Consider the following 12,764-nt stretch of genomic DNA (forward strand, 5'->3'; position numbering starts at 1 on the left):
GCAGCCCTTCCCGAATGCTGAACCGGCACCCCGCAGCGCGCTGAAGAAGCCCCTTTCCGAATGCTGAAGCGGTGCTTCCCGAGTAGGGTTGGGCGCACGACGTGCTCATCGGTCGCCTTCCGCTGCCGACCTCTCCGTCGCCCCCTTCTCCTGTGCGTCCGCTGCTGGTCGTGGCGCGGCATTCCAAGCGCGGCCCGGGCACTGAACTCCCCTGAAGTGCGGAGTTCCGGACATGTGCTGGAAGGGTGAACCATGGCCTTTGCCACTGCCAAGGACGGCACACAGATCTATTTCAAGGACTGGGGGTCGGGACCGCCGGTGGTCTTCTCCCACGGCTGGCCGCTGACCGCGGACGCGTGGGATCCCCAGCTGAAGCTGATGGCGGACAACGGCTTCCGGGCCGTTGCCCACGACCGGCGCGGCGGCGGACGTTCCGACCAGCCGTGGGAGGGGAACGACCTGGACACGTACGCCGACGACCTGGCATCGGTCATGGAGACCCTCGATCTTCGGGACGCCGTCCTGGTCGGCCACTCGACGGGCGGCGGAGAGGTCACGCGCTACCTCGGCCGCCACGGTTCGAACCGCGTCGCCAAGGCGGTTCTGCTCGGCGCGATCCCCCCGTTGATGCTCAAGACGGAAGCAAATCCGGAGGGGCTTCCGATCGACGTCTTCGACGGGCTCCGAAATGGCGTCCTGACGGACCGCTCCCAGTTCTACAAGGACCTCAGCGTCTCCTTCTTCGGCGCCAACCGCGAAGGATCGAACGTCTCCCAGGGAACCCGCGACGAGTTCTGGCTCTGGAGCATGACGGTGGGCATCAAAGGTGCCCATGACTGCATCAAGGCGTTCTCCGAGACCGATCTCACGGAGGACCTCAAGACGTTCGACGTCCCCACGCTGATCATTCACGGCGACGACGACCAGATCGTTCCCATCATTGCCTCCGGGGACAAATCGTCGAAGCTCGTCAAGGACGTGGTCTTCAAGGTCTACCCGGGTGCGCCGCACGGCCTGTCGATGGTGCCGGAGTACGCGGAACGGTTCAACGCGGACCTCCTCGAATTCGTCCGCGGCTGAGGCCGGTCGAAGCCGGCGTGCTGATACGGGTGCGTGCCGCACTGCGTATGGCGTGCTGTGCGTGATGAGCTCATGAGGACGGGCTCGGCAGCCGGAACGACGGAGCGTGAACCGGACGAGCCGGATGAGCTGGACGAGGATTCCTTGACGTAGGTGCGGTCGGTTGTAGGCCGACGGCGTTCGCGGCCGCCCGGGCCGGGGCAAATTCACCCGGCCCGTGTGAGGCCGCCGTTTCTCGCCGCGTGCAGCGTGGACACAGGAACACCTCCTGGGTGCACGCCCAGGAGGGACGAGAAGGGAACACGTGGATGTACCTCGCGTACGACTACCCCCTGCTGAGCGCGTTCTGGACCATGCTGTGGTTCTTCCTGTGGATCATGTGGTTCTTCCTGCTCTTCAAGGTCGTCTTCGATATCTTCCGTGACGATTCGCTGGGTGGCTGGGGCAAGGCCGGCTGGCTGGTGTTCGTGATCGTACTGCCGTTCCTCGGCGTCTTCGTGTACCTGATCGCCCGCGGCAAGGACATGGGCCGCCGCGAGATGGCACAGGCGATCGAGCAGCGCAACGCCTTCGACTCCTACGTCAAGGAGACGGCGGGCGGCGCCCGGCCGAGCAGCGCCGAGGAACTCACGAAACTCTCCGAGCTGCGCGCCCACGGCGACATCTCGCAGGAGGAGTTCGAGAGGGCGAAGGCGCTGGTCCTGAGCGACAGCGGCGCACCGGGCCGTGCCGGCTCGGGAACCACGCCCACCCCTCACTGATCATCGGACGAAATCAATCGAGGCAGAGACATGGCCACCACACACACCACACACGCCCGCAAGCAGCAGTGGGCCGGCGGGCTGATGCTCTTCGCCGCTGTCATGCTGATGGTCGCCGGAGTGCTCGACATCTTCCGCGGCATCATGGGAATCGCCCAGGACGACGTGTTCGTCGTGGCGAACGGATACGTCTTCCAGTTCGACCTGACCGGCTGGGGCTGGGTCAACCTGATCCTGGGTGCCGTCGCCGTGGTGGTGAGCATGGGGCTGTTCCAGGGCGCGAAGTGGGCGCGGATCTCCGGCGTCGTCATCGCCGGACTGATCATCATCGCCAACTTCCTGTCCCTGCCGTACTCCCCCGTGTGGTCCACCCTGATGATCGCCTTCTCGGGAGTCGTCATCTGGGCCCTGTGCGTGGTGCAGCCCAAGGCGGTCACCCCCCGCCAGGAGGCGGCTACGGCCCCTTCGAGCGGGGCTGGGCCGTCGGGATCGCCGAGGTGAAGAACATCGCCAGGACAGCGGCGAGGGCAAGGATCGCGAGCGCGGCGCGCAGGCCGTCCAGCCTGGCGTCGGCGTTCGCCTCCAGGGCGGCCCGAGCCACCCTCTCGTTCGTGCCCGCCGCGTCGAGAGCGGTCTTGAGCTGCGCGTCCGACAGGAACGTCACACCGCTCTGGAGCTCGACGGCCGCCTGATTCTTGACCACGGCCGGGACCGCCGGATTTTGCTCGACGTTGGCCAGGAACGAAGAGGCGAGCACGGCGATCAGGATCGACCCGGCCAGTGCCGTGCCGATCGAGGAGCCGAGGTTGGTGACGGCGTTCTGGATGCCGCCGACCTCCGCACTCTGCTCGTCCGGCACCGCGGAGACGGTGACGGCTCCGAGCTGGGACGCCAGTGCGCCCATGCCGAGCCCGATCAGCAGCAGCGGTACGGTGACGACCTCCGCCCCGGCACCGGCGTCGAGCGCGGCCATCAGGACGACCGCGCCGGCGAGCAGCGCGAGGATCCCGAGCCGCACCACCCGCCTCGGTGAGACGTCCGGGAAGAGGCGCGGGATCAGGGTCGCGGCCGCCAGCAGTGCCAGCGAAAGCGGCAGCAGCCGTGCGCCGGTGGCGAGCGCGGACAGGCCGAGGGCGACCGACAGATAGAGCGGTACGACGAAGAACACGCCCATCTGGACGAGGTACTGGAAGAAGAACATGGTCAGGCCGCCGACCAGCTGGTTGTTCCGCAGCAGGGCCGGGTCGACGAGCGGCTCCCTGTGCTGCTTCACGAGGCGGGCCTCCCGGCGGAGGAAGAGCCAGACCAGAAGCAGACCCGCCAGGATCAGCCACACGACCAGCGAGACCCCGAGCCACGCGGGAGCGCCGGGCTTCGGCCGGAACCAGCCCCACTCCGCCGAGCGGAGCACGCCGTAGACGAAGATTCCCAGCCCCAGCGCGGACAGCACGGTACCGATGAGATCGATGCGCGGGCGTGTGCCGCTCACCACGTCGGCGATGCGGCGGCCGAGCACCAGGATGCCGAGCACGACCAGGACCTCACCGGCGAACACCCATCGCCAGGAGAGGTACGTCGTGGCGAAGCCACCGATGAGCGGCCCGAGCGCGATCGCCACGGCACCCGCGGCCGCGACGAGTCCGTAGGCGGCGGGACGTCGTTCGACGGCGAAGTTGCCGGCCACCAGTGCCACGATCGCCGGCAGGATGAGCGCCGCCCCGATGCCTTCCAGGAGCGACCAACCGAGCAGCAGCACGGGCAGGTTCGGCGCGAGCGCCGTGGTGAGGGAGCCGCACCCGTAGATACAGCAGCCGATCATGAACGCGCGTCTGCGGCCGATCAGCGCCCCGATCTTGCCGCCGGGGATCATGAGCATGGCCATCACGAGCGTGTAGGCCGTGATGGCGCCCTGGATCCCGGTCACCGTCGTGCCGACGTCATCGGCCACCGTCGCGATCGAGACGTTCATGACGGAGCTGTCGAGCGCCATCAGGAACTGACCGGCCGCAAGTGTCCACAGGACGAGCCCCGCCCTCGCCGAACCGCCGGCAGCGCCTGTCCTGGGTGTCATGGGCGAAGCATTCCAGCCGCCCGGAGACGGATCCCCGGCCCGGCACGGAGATCAGCCGCTTGGCGGGCAGGGAGCGGCGAAGCCGGGCCGGGCGAATGCCGCCACTGCCTTCCATGCCTTCCGGGCCGGGGCGATGCCTCCCGGGCCGCCTCAGGGGCGTCGGACCACCACTCGGCGCGACGCCGCACGACCACTCGGCGCAGCGCCGCACGACCACTCGGCGCGGCGGCGCACCACCACGTGCGGCGGACGCGGCGGCGTTCAGCGTGGAAGCACCCAGCTCGGCACCCAGGTCCCGGCCGCGTCGTGGCCGGCCACCGTCGCGGCGAGGTGGGCGCGGAGGGCGGCCAGCGCCGGGTGGGGGTTGTCGCGGTGCCAGAGGAGCGAGTGCGGGTAGACGGGCGTCGGGTCGGTCACCGGGATGCGGCGCAGGCCGTGGCCGGCGGGCCAGACGAGGCGGGTCTGCTCGCTCATGAAGGTGGCCAGGGCCGGGGTGTCGGCGATGGTGTCGAGGAGCGCGTCGGAGCCGAAGTTGGGGCCGGTCGCCTCGATGGTGAGACCGAACTCGGTGACGAGGTCGTCGTAGTAGGCGGCCCATTCGGTACCGGGGACGATGCCGGGCATCCAGATCCGGTGCCCGGCCAGCTGAGCGACGGTCACCGACCGGGCATTCGCCAGCGCGTGGGCCGGGCCGGTGAGGAGCTGGAGCGGCTCGTCGAGCACCCGGACGGACTCGATGTCCTCGGGAAGGGGCCGACCGGGCATGGCGACGGCTCGGAAGGAGGCGTCGATCGCACCGGACCGGATGGCGGCGACGGCCGTCTCGACGTCGAACAGCATCACCACGTCGAGGTCGATCTCGGGGTGCACGTGGTGGAAGCCCCGCATCAGACCCGACGGCGCGACGCGCGAGGCGATCACGTCGACGCGCAGCGGACGGCGGCCGGAGTGCACGGACGCGACCGCGCGCTCGGCGACGCGCAGCAGCTCGCGCGCGTGGGGCAGGAACGCCTGCCCGTCGATGGTGAGCTCGGCGCCGCGCGCGGTGCGGGTGAACAGCCGCACGCCGAGGTTGCGCTCCAGCGCGGCGATGCGCTTGGAGACGGCCTGCTGGGTCACCGCCAGCTCGGCGGCGGCCTCCTGGAACTGCCCCGCGTCCGCGGCGGCGACGAAGGTCCGGACGGCGTCGAGGTCCATGCCGGTCACCCTAAGCGCACAACCGTTGATTGTGGCTGATGGCGCCGTGGTTGTTTGATCCCCAGGTGTGGCTCCCGTTTTGATGCCCACGATCGCGGATCGGTTGTACGGGTGAGTGTTTGGAGGCGTCGAGCATGAGGAGCGGGCACCGGCCGGGACATCTGCTCGGACATCGGCTGGGGCGGCGGTTCGGGTGGCTGTGGGGAGCGTACGGAACCAGCGCGCTCGGGACGTGGCTCGCCTTCGGCGCGTTCCCGCTGATCGCCATCCGGGTGCTGCACGCCGGACCGGCCGAGGTCGCCGCGCTCTCCGCCGCGGGGGCCGCGGTGGGCGCGGCCGTGGCGGTGCCGCTCGGCCCGTGGGTGGAGTTCCGCCGCAAGCGGCCGGTGCTGATCGCGATGGACCTGGTGCGGTTCGCGGCGCTGCTGACGATCCCCGCCGCGTTCGCGCTCGGCGTGCTCACCTTCCTTCAGCTCCTGCTGGTCTCGGTCGTCGTCGCGGCGGCCGACATCACCTTCCGCTCCGCTTCCGGCGCGTACCTGAAGACGCTGCTGCCGGCCGAGCACCTGCTCGTCGCCAACGCGCGATTCGAATCGACGGCCTGGACGACGACGATCGTCGGACCGCCGCTGGGCGGCGCGGCGATCGGGCTGCTCGGTCCGGTGGCGACGGTGGTGGCCGACGCGGTCAGCTACCTGCTCTCGGCCCTGGGCATCCGCGCTACGGGCGGGGACGAGCCGCGGCCCGAGCGCCGGGAGGCCGCCCGGATGCGGGCGGGGGACCTGCTCGACGGCTGGCGGTACATCCTCGCCGACGCGGCGCTGCGTCCACTGTTCTTCAACACCGCCCTGTTCAACGGCCTGGTGATGGCCGCCGAGCCGCTGCTGGCCGTCCTGATGCTCGGCCGGCTCGGGTTCCCCCTGTGGCAGTACGGCCTCGCCTTCGCCGCGCCCTCGATCGGCGGACTGCTCGGTTCGCGGCTGGCCCGGCCGCTGGTCACCCGGTTCGGGCAGCACCAGGTCCTGGTCGCGACCGGGACCCTGCGCGCGCTCTGGTCCGTCGGCCTGGCCTTCCCGGGGCCGGGGGCCGGAGGGCTGCTGCTGGTGATGGGCGTCGAGCTGGGGCTGATCTTCTGCTGCGGGGTCTTCAACCCCGTCTACGCCACCTACCGCCTCGAGCGCACCGCGACCGACCGGGTCACCCGCACGCTGTCCGCGTGGGCGGTGACGACCAAGGCCTCGACCGCGCTCCTGACGGCCGTCTGGGGCGTGCTGGGCGTCCTGCTCGGCCCGCGGACGGCCATCGGCCTGGCCGGCGTGCTCCTGCTGGCGACCCCGCTGCTGCTCCCCCGCCGCGCGGCAGCGCGGCTCCCCGCCCCGAAGCCGTCGCCGAGCCGCACCTGACCGACCACCGGGGCGGCTCTTCGCCACTGCCGCCCCCCGCCCCCCGAGCCGCACTCGACGGGCCGTGAAGAACCGCCCTGGTCGCCCGCGCGCGGATGCTGCGCCCGGCCGAGCAGCCTGCTCGGGTCCTGCGGAGCCGTTCAGTCCAGAAAGCAGGACCAGAACGGGATCGTGACGTACTGATGGTCTTCGGGCGTCGGCACGGGCCGACCGAACTCGTGGTGGAAGTAGTCGACCAGATCAGTGCCGTAGTAAATGATGTCCGTCTGGTACATCGACAGCACCGGCATACCCGTGCGGTCCGGATCGGCCGGCAGGTACCGGTGCGAGTAGACCGGCACCATGACCGGGACCTTGGCCAGGCAGGTGCGGGCCGTCTCCAAGGCGTCCTGGGTGCCCGTCGGCCGCGCGTCCCAGTCCGGATGCCAGAATCCGCCGTGCTCCACGTCGAACAGCACTCCGTCCACCGGCCAGGACAACCGATCCGCCAGGTCCTCCGGAGCCCCGTTGCGCCAGTCGGGCCAGCCGCGGCTCCCCGTCGGCAGTCCCGCGCCGAGCAGCGTCCGGTGCTCGGGAGCGAAACGGAAACCCCAGCGCTCCTCGACCTGATCGAGTTCCCGCTCGCTCATGCCCGGTTCGATCTCGACCTGCCCGGACAGCATGGCGAGCAACGCCCGAGCGTTCTCTGAAGTCAGCGGGGTCTCGGGGCTGATCGAAGTCATGCGTGGAACGGTAGGGCACTCAAGGACCCCGGGCAGACGGCTCCCACCGGGACCTCGGCACGGGAAGCCCGGGTGGTGCTTCCGGAGGCGGTGACGGTCCCCTCGCCCGGCGCCGCCCTTGCCCGGGACCATGGAGCAAGGCGTTCGCGGGCTCACAGGGGGTGCCGCCCTCGGGCGTACGAGGGCGACACCCCCTGCTGTCGCGCTGGTCACCCCATGCTCTTGGCGCCGTCCAGGGACTCACGGATGATGTCGGCGTGGCCGGCGTGCTGGGCGGTCTCGGCGATGACGTGCATCAGCACCCGCCGGGCGGACCATCGCGTGTCCGCCTCGAACCAGGGTGCCTTCGGCAGGGGTTGCGTGGCACCGAGGTCGGGCAGCGCGACGACCAGTTCGTCGGTCCTGCGGGTCACCTCGGCATACTCGGCGAGCACGCCGGCCAGCGTCTCGCCGGGCAGCATCCGGAACTCGTCGGCCCGCCTGGCCCAGTCGGCCTCGGTCATGGCGGTGAAGTCGCCCATCGCCGACGGGCCCTCCAGGATGAACTGCGCCCAGTTCCGTTCGACCGAAGCAACATGCTTGATCAGGCCGCCCAGACACAGCTGACTGGCAGTGGGCCGACTCCCGGCCTGCTCGTCGGTGAGGTCACGGGTGGTGAAACGCAGGAAGTGCCGATGCTTGGCCAGCATCTCCAGCAGGTCGGCGCGCTCGCCGCCGACGGCCGGCGCATGGGCGGCCAGGTCGTGGTCGGCCGACTCGTCGACGGTTCCGGTCTCGTTCATGGTGGCTGCCTTCCGTGGTGGTGTTCCTGCGGACAAGAAGCACGGTAGAGGCCATAGCGGTCAGATCTTGACCTAAATGGAGGAGGAAGCGAGTCACGGCACCTTGAAGCAGTTCTCCGAACGCCCCACCGCTACGGGGCCGACGGTCGGTCCGGTGAATGCCTCACGCGGGCAGGTTCAGTTGCCAGGAGACGCCGTACCGGTCATTGACCCAGCCGAACTTGGCGCTGAAGCCGTAGTTTCCCAGCGGCATCAGTTCCGTGCCCTGCTCGACGAGTGCCTCGTAAAGGCGTTCGATCTCGGTCTCGTCCTCGCATTGCACGAAGAGCGAGACCGCGGGCGTGAAGGTGAAGTTGTGTTTCGCGGGACTGTCGACACACATAAACGACTCGCCGGCCAGTGAGAACGTCGCGTGCTGCACACTCCCCTCCTTGCCCGGACCATCGGCACCGTAGCGGGTGACGTGGACGACCTCGGCATCGTCGAAGAGCGAGATGTAAAAACTCATCGCGTCCTCGGCATTGCCCTCGAACATCAAGAATGTGGTGATCTTCTGCGACGCCTCGATCTCCATGCCACTTGCTCCTTCGGTGCTGCCGGACAGTCGGAATACGGCTACGGTAGCCGCCCGGAAATCCAATACTCCCGGCCCGTGGGTTTCCACTGTTCCCCGTTTGCGTTTGCCGTTTAGGGCACATGGGGGACATGCCTGGGGCCGGGGCGTACCCTCCGATCATTCCGATCGTTACAGCGGGCATGCGAAAGATCATCATCACTGCCGCGCTCGCTCTGGCCACCGCGGCCATGGCCGCTCCCGCACATGCCGACGACACCAACCTCGGCGGTGGCGTCACCGGCGGAAACCACTGGACCTTCTCGCCCGCACCCGCCTGCCTTTCGGGAACGGTCGGTGTCCCCATCCTGAGTGCCTACCTCCCCTCCGCCGCCAACAAGTGCGGAAACGGCACCGTGATCGACCACTTCGGCTTCTAGGCCGAACGGTCGCCTCACCCCACCCCTCTCCCCCACTCCCGTCCCGTACGCCGCCCCCCGGGTCGATGGCGTACGGGACGGGAGCACCCCGCGCACGCCACCGCGCCGGGCGATGCCGGCGACCCTTGCGGCAGCAGGCCTTCGTCCCGGTCGCGGCGCGCCGGCGGTCCGGCGCCGGCGGTCCAGCGGCAGCGGCAGCGGCAGCGGCAGCGGCAGCGGTCCAGGGTGGGCAGCCCGGCGGCAGCGGTCCGGCGGCAGCGACCCAGCGTTGGCAGCCCAGCGGCAGCGGTCCAGGGTCGGCAATCCGGCGTCAGCGGTTGCCGGTGATCGGTTGCCGGTCGACGCACATGGAGTCCGGGGCCGCGCTCGCGCCCTGCCGGCCCTTGATCTCCACACGTGCGCCGGGCTTGATGGCGTCGTACACCCGCTTCCCGGCTCCGGGCGCGAGGGCGACGGCGCCGAGGATGCTGTCCTTGCCGAGGGTGGCGAGATCGGCGGGGTCCAGCTCGAACATCAGTAGCCGCTGGTGGTGAGCGCGGTCGGTGAAGGTGACCGCCCACCGCCTGGTGTCCGCATGCGTGACGAGCCTGCTGTGGGGCACCCGCACGACGGGGTACTTGGCGGTGACCGTGACCGTCGTCTCGCCGATCGGGCAGTTCCCCATCGGCGTACCGATGGGGAGCCTCCGGCCCTCGACGGTCAGCGTGTGGGCGTCCAGGTCGACCGTCACCCGCTGGACGGGCGCCGGGGACGGGGACGGTGGCGCGGCCGGCCCGGTGGGGGAAGCGAGGGCGCCGGAGGTGACGGCGGTGAGGGCCGCTGCCGCCAGCGCGCCGGTGGAGAGCAGAACGCGTCGGCCACGGCGGCGGCGTGCCGCCCGGCTCCTCACCTGCGCCCCTGTGGCCGGGGCGAGCGGCGCGCCGTGCGCGGCCAGGCCGCGGAGCCGGGCGGACAGCTCCGCGTCGGACAGGGGACGCGGTGGCGGCTGATCAGACACAGGCTTCCTCCGTCGGATGGGATTCCTCGCTCACCAAGTGAGCGGCGAGCGCCGAACGGCCGCGTGACAGGCGCGCCTTGACGGTGCCGACGGCCACGCCGGTCTCGGCGGCTATCTGCTCCACGCTCAGATCGCACAGGTGATGCAGCACGATCGCGGTCCGCTGGGCTTCGGGCAGGCGTCGCAGCGCGGCGACCAACGCCACGTGGTCCGGGCTCGGTTCGGGCACCGGCCGCGGCGCGGACTCACCCCGGACCAGTTCCCACCAGTGACGCGCCCGCCGCCAGCGGCTCATCGCCAGGCGGTGCGCCACGGTGCGGATCCACCCCTCGGGAGACTGCTCACCGGTCAGGACGGACGAACGCCGGTCCCAGGCACGTACGAACGCCTCCTGGACCACGTCCTGGGCCTCGGCGTAATCGCCCGTCAAGGCGTACAGCTGGCCGACCAGACGCGGGTAGGCGGCCGTGTAGAAGAGGTCGAACTCGTCCTCGGTCACCTTGTCGTGCTCTCTCTCACGGCGCGGGGCGCGTGGTGTACGGCCGCTGCGGCGGGGGTCATGCGGTCGTGGTGGCCCCGGCGGCGCTGTGCGCGAGCCACTGCTTCCAGGTGAGGTTCCAGTCGCCGTAACCGTTGCCGGCGGCGACGGCGTCCTTCTTCGACCCGGTGACCGTGACGACGTCGCCCACCATCACCTGGTCATAGAAGCGCCTGGCGGTGCCGTCGGTGGCGAGGCCGACACAGCCGTGGGTGACATTGCGGTGTCCGGCCTCGGTGTCCGCTCGCTTGTTCTGGTGCACGTACGTCCCCGACGTCGTCAGGTGCACGGCCCAGTAGTAGTTGCCGCGGTACTCGTCACCGAGACCCACGGTGCGGGAGTCCATGAGCACCTTGGGCTGCTTGTCCATCACGACCATCGTCCCGCCCCAGGTGTCCAGCCCCGGCTGCCCGGTGGTGACCGGGATGCGCCGCGTCGTCCCGCCGGTCCCGCCGGTGCGGACGGTCATCATCTGCGTCTTCACATCGATCGTGGCGACCAGGGCCCGGCCGACGGTGAAGCGGCGGACGCCGTGCGAGCCGAGGCGGAGGGCGACCTGGGTGCCGGGCCGCCAGTAGGCGGTACCGGGGCGGAAGTCGACCCGCTCCCCGTCCAGACGGCTCTGGTCCTTCACCCAGCTCCAGGCGCCGGCCGTGCCGGACGGGGTCTGCACACGCAGCCAGCTCTCCACGGCCTTGCGCTCGGCGGCGGGGACCGGCTGGGAGAAGGTGACGGATATCGGCATGCCCACGCCGACCGTCTGCCCGTCGGATATGTTCACCCGCGCCTGCGCGAGCACGGCGGGCTCCGGCATGGACGGAGCCGGGCGCGCCTCGGACGCCTTGCCCGTGCCGTCGTCGTTCCCGCCCTTGGCGTTCGCAGCCGCCGCGGAGGCCCGGGCATCCGGTGCGTCGGCGGCGGACCGGACGCCGGCACCCGCGTCCGCCGAGCAGCCGACGGCCGAGAGCAGGGCGATGCAGGCCGCGACAGCGGCGCCGAGACGGCCGGCGGTCCGACCGGCCGAACGGTCCAAGTACATGAAATCCCCCATGTGAAGTGCGGTATCGCCTCGTATACGCACAGGCTCGGCACTCGGTTGCATCGCATGGGGGACTTTTCCCGGAGCGACGGAGTTCGGATCGTCGCGGGCCGCTTGCACACAGTTCGGATCGCCGCGGGCCGCTTGCACGCAGTTCGGATCGCCGCGAGCTGCGTGCACGGAGTTCGGATCGTCGCGGGCCGCTTGCACGGAGTTCGGATCGCCGCGGGCTGCTTACGTGGCTGCAGGCCCTCGCAGCCGGCTCGCTGGGCCGTGCTCGGAACCGTGGCGGCGATCGTCGCCCGTGGGACTGGAACCGTCTGCGGAATCGCATGCCTGTTCCGAGCGGTGGCTAGAATGAGCCATGGAATCGAACTCGGCACATTCTGATACGAGTTGGGCACGGCGACGTGCAGCAGTTCTGACTTCCTTGCTGAGTGCGGCGGCCCTCGGATGGATTGCGGTTGTACTGAGCGTGCACTCGACCGACTCGACCGCACTGGACCCCGACAGCGTGACCAATGCCGATCTGGCCCGGCTGGGCGCTGCCGCGATGGCCGGCCTCGCGGCGGTGGCTGCCGGACTGTGGTGGCGCCACTGGGCGACCGCACGTCGGCCGGTGATCGGCGGAGGCTGGGCACGGGGGGCCTTTGCCGTCTCCGCCGTCCACTCGCTGCTCGTCGTACCGGTGATTGCGGTGGCCTCCTGGGGCTGGAAGGCCCCTTTGATCGCGTTCACGTGCGCGGTGCTCGCCGCCGGTGTGCGGGAGGCCGCCGTGGTGACTGCACGAGCCGACGGCCGGACGGGCTCACCGATCCCGATGTCCGGCTGACGACGTCCTGTTACGCGAGGACAGCAGGCCTTGCCGTCCGTGCGGCTCGTTTCCGATGGGGTTCACACGCAACCGAACCTCACCCACGGCGTCACCTACAAATTGTCGGTGGCCTGCGCTGGGAAGGGAACTGCGGAGCTTGAGTTCACACCGGCCGCCGCGGGCTCGAAGAAGCAAGTCCCCTGCGATCAGTCGGTAGTTTTCGAACGACTCACAGCGAAAGCCCCGCTCCGTCTCGACATCCAGGCCAAGTCTGGCGCGACAGGGATGATCGCTTGGCGTATCAACAAGAGGTGAACCGGCGACTGCAAGGCACGTAGTCACTGCTGAATGGGCAGCACTCAGGCCA

General features: G+C 70.0%; 14 protein-coding genes. 6 read left to right on the top strand and 8 right to left on the bottom strand.

The genetic code is table 11. The features are described from left to right. Nucleotides 1–252: 252 nt before the first annotated feature. The 3 genes from ACZ7P3_RS08815 (at nucleotide 253) to ACZ7P3_RS08825 (ending at nucleotide 2,342) form a co-directional block, all read left to right on the top strand. On the top strand, nucleotides 253–1,080 hold the full coding sequence (locus tag ACZ7P3_RS08815) for an alpha/beta fold hydrolase (protein ID WP_472079989.1): 828 nt from the start codon (nucleotides 253–255) through the stop codon (nucleotides 1,078–1,080). 308 nt (nucleotides 1,081–1,388) lie between these two features. Beyond that, the gene (locus ACZ7P3_RS08820) at nucleotides 1,389–1,841 is read left to right on the top strand and encodes an SHOCT domain-containing protein (RefSeq protein ID WP_472079990.1); all 453 of its coding nucleotides are present in this window, start codon (nucleotides 1,389–1,391) and stop codon (nucleotides 1,839–1,841) included. 30 nt (nucleotides 1,842–1,871) lie between these two features. Continuing rightward, nucleotides 1,872–2,342 (top strand): DUF7144 family membrane protein, encoded by a 471-nt coding sequence (locus ACZ7P3_RS08825; RefSeq protein WP_472079991.1) that lies wholly within the window; start codon nucleotides 1,872–1,874, stop codon nucleotides 2,340–2,342. On the opposite strand, the gene ACZ7P3_RS08830 is transcribed toward ACZ7P3_RS08825, so the two are convergent. Both ACZ7P3_RS08830 and ACZ7P3_RS08835 read right to left on the bottom strand, forming a co-directional pair. Next, a complete protein-coding gene (locus ACZ7P3_RS08830) occupies nucleotides 2,296–3,912 on the bottom strand; it encodes an MFS transporter (protein ID WP_472079992.1) in 1,617 nt (538 codons plus the stop codon). The two genes, ACZ7P3_RS08825 and ACZ7P3_RS08830, sit on opposite strands and share 47 nt — an antisense overlap. Before the next feature lie 261 nt (nucleotides 3,913–4,173). Next, nucleotides 4,174–5,109 (bottom strand): LysR family transcriptional regulator, encoded by a 936-nt coding sequence (locus tag ACZ7P3_RS08835; RefSeq protein ID WP_472079993.1) that lies wholly within the window; start codon nucleotides 5,107–5,109, stop codon nucleotides 4,174–4,176. 134 nt (nucleotides 5,110–5,243) lie between these two features. Here ACZ7P3_RS08835 and ACZ7P3_RS08840 point away from each other — a divergent pair, with 134 nt between their 5' ends. Next, the gene (locus ACZ7P3_RS08840; protein ID WP_472079994.1) at nucleotides 5,244–6,512 is read left to right on the top strand and encodes an MFS transporter; all 1,269 of its coding nucleotides are present in this window, start codon (nucleotides 5,244–5,246) and stop codon (nucleotides 6,510–6,512) included. Between the two features lie 140 nt (nucleotides 6,513–6,652). On the opposite strand, the gene ACZ7P3_RS08845 is transcribed toward ACZ7P3_RS08840, so the two are convergent. From ACZ7P3_RS08845 to ACZ7P3_RS08855, 3 genes are all read right to left on the bottom strand, one after another. After that, entirely contained in the window at nucleotides 6,653–7,234 is a 582-nt protein-coding gene (locus ACZ7P3_RS08845) for a hypothetical protein (protein WP_472079995.1), read from the bottom strand. Between the two features lie 209 nt (nucleotides 7,235–7,443). Next, nucleotides 7,444–8,016, bottom strand: coding sequence for a DinB family protein (locus ACZ7P3_RS08850; protein WP_472079996.1), 573 nt, complete (start codon nucleotides 8,014–8,016; stop codon nucleotides 7,444–7,446). A 163-nt stretch (nucleotides 8,017–8,179) separates the two neighbouring features. After that, nucleotides 8,180–8,590: a VOC family protein gene (locus ACZ7P3_RS08855; protein ID WP_472079997.1), complete on the bottom strand. Its 411-nt coding sequence runs from the start codon at nucleotides 8,588–8,590 to the stop codon at nucleotides 8,180–8,182. Nucleotides 8,591–8,772: 182 nt separating this feature from the next. Between ACZ7P3_RS08855 and ACZ7P3_RS08860 the strand changes: the two genes are divergently transcribed. Beyond that, on the top strand, nucleotides 8,773–9,009 hold the full coding sequence (locus ACZ7P3_RS08860) for a hypothetical protein (RefSeq protein ID WP_472079998.1): 237 nt from the start codon (nucleotides 8,773–8,775) through the stop codon (nucleotides 9,007–9,009). Nucleotides 9,010–9,319: 310 nt separating this feature from the next. Here ACZ7P3_RS08860 and ACZ7P3_RS08865 read toward each other — a convergent pair whose 3' ends face one another. Genes ACZ7P3_RS08865 through ACZ7P3_RS08875 form a run of 3 tightly spaced genes read right to left on the bottom strand, consistent with a single transcriptional unit; the run spans nucleotide 9,320 to nucleotide 11,583 of the window. Beyond that, on the bottom strand, nucleotides 9,320–10,006 hold the full coding sequence (locus ACZ7P3_RS08865; protein ID WP_472079999.1) for a hypothetical protein: 687 nt from the start codon (nucleotides 10,004–10,006) through the stop codon (nucleotides 9,320–9,322). Then, entirely contained in the window at nucleotides 9,999–10,505 is a 507-nt protein-coding gene (locus ACZ7P3_RS08870) for a SigE family RNA polymerase sigma factor (RefSeq protein WP_472080001.1), read from the bottom strand. Before ACZ7P3_RS08870 ends, ACZ7P3_RS08865 begins: the two co-directional genes overlap by 8 nt. A gap of 58 nt (nucleotides 10,506–10,563) precedes the next feature. Continuing rightward, a complete protein-coding gene (locus ACZ7P3_RS08875) occupies nucleotides 10,564–11,583 on the bottom strand; it encodes a L,D-transpeptidase (RefSeq protein ID WP_472080002.1) in 1,020 nt (339 codons plus the stop codon). Between the two features lie 475 nt (nucleotides 11,584–12,058). On the opposite strand from ACZ7P3_RS08875, the gene ACZ7P3_RS08880 reads away from it, so the two are divergent. Then, nucleotides 12,059–12,415, top strand: a complete 357-nt coding sequence (locus tag ACZ7P3_RS08880) for a hypothetical protein (protein ID WP_472080004.1) — start codon at nucleotides 12,059–12,061, stop codon at nucleotides 12,413–12,415. Nucleotides 12,416–12,764 lie beyond the last annotated feature (349 nt).

This window comes from Streptomyces sp. NPDC107581 (assembly GCF_055657175.1).

Bases quoted from the DNA above. Each gene is read 5' to 3' on its own strand.
- ACZ7P3_RS08815 (WP_472079989.1), top strand. From the start codon at position 253: ATGGCCTTTGCCACTGCCAAGGACGGCACACAGATCTATTTCAAGGAC.
- ACZ7P3_RS08835 (WP_472079993.1), bottom strand. From the start codon at position 5,109: ATGGACCTCGACGCCGTCCGGACCTTCGTCGCCGCCGCGGACGCGGGG.
- ACZ7P3_RS08825 (WP_472079991.1), top strand. From the start codon at position 1,872: ATGGCCACCACACACACCACACACGCCCGCAAGCAGCAGTGGGCCGGC.
- ACZ7P3_RS08830 (WP_472079992.1), bottom strand. From the start codon at position 3,912: ATGACACCCAGGACAGGCGCTGCCGGCGGTTCGGCGAGGGCGGGGCTC.
- ACZ7P3_RS08855 (WP_472079997.1), bottom strand. From the start codon at position 8,590: ATGGAGATCGAGGCGTCGCAGAAGATCACCACATTCTTGATGTTCGAG.
- ACZ7P3_RS08850 (WP_472079996.1), bottom strand. From the start codon at position 8,016: ATGAACGAGACCGGAACCGTCGACGAGTCGGCCGACCACGACCTGGCC.
- ACZ7P3_RS08875 (WP_472080002.1), bottom strand. From the start codon at position 11,583: ATGTACTTGGACCGTTCGGCCGGTCGGACCGCCGGCCGTCTCGGCGCC.
- ACZ7P3_RS08840 (WP_472079994.1), top strand. From the start codon at position 5,244: ATGAGGAGCGGGCACCGGCCGGGACATCTGCTCGGACATCGGCTGGGG.
- ACZ7P3_RS08860 (WP_472079998.1), top strand. From the start codon at position 8,773: ATGCGAAAGATCATCATCACTGCCGCGCTCGCTCTGGCCACCGCGGCC.
- ACZ7P3_RS08820 (WP_472079990.1), top strand. From the start codon at position 1,389: ATGTACCTCGCGTACGACTACCCCCTGCTGAGCGCGTTCTGGACCATG.
- ACZ7P3_RS08845 (WP_472079995.1), bottom strand. From the start codon at position 7,234: ATGACTTCGATCAGCCCCGAGACCCCGCTGACTTCAGAGAACGCTCGG.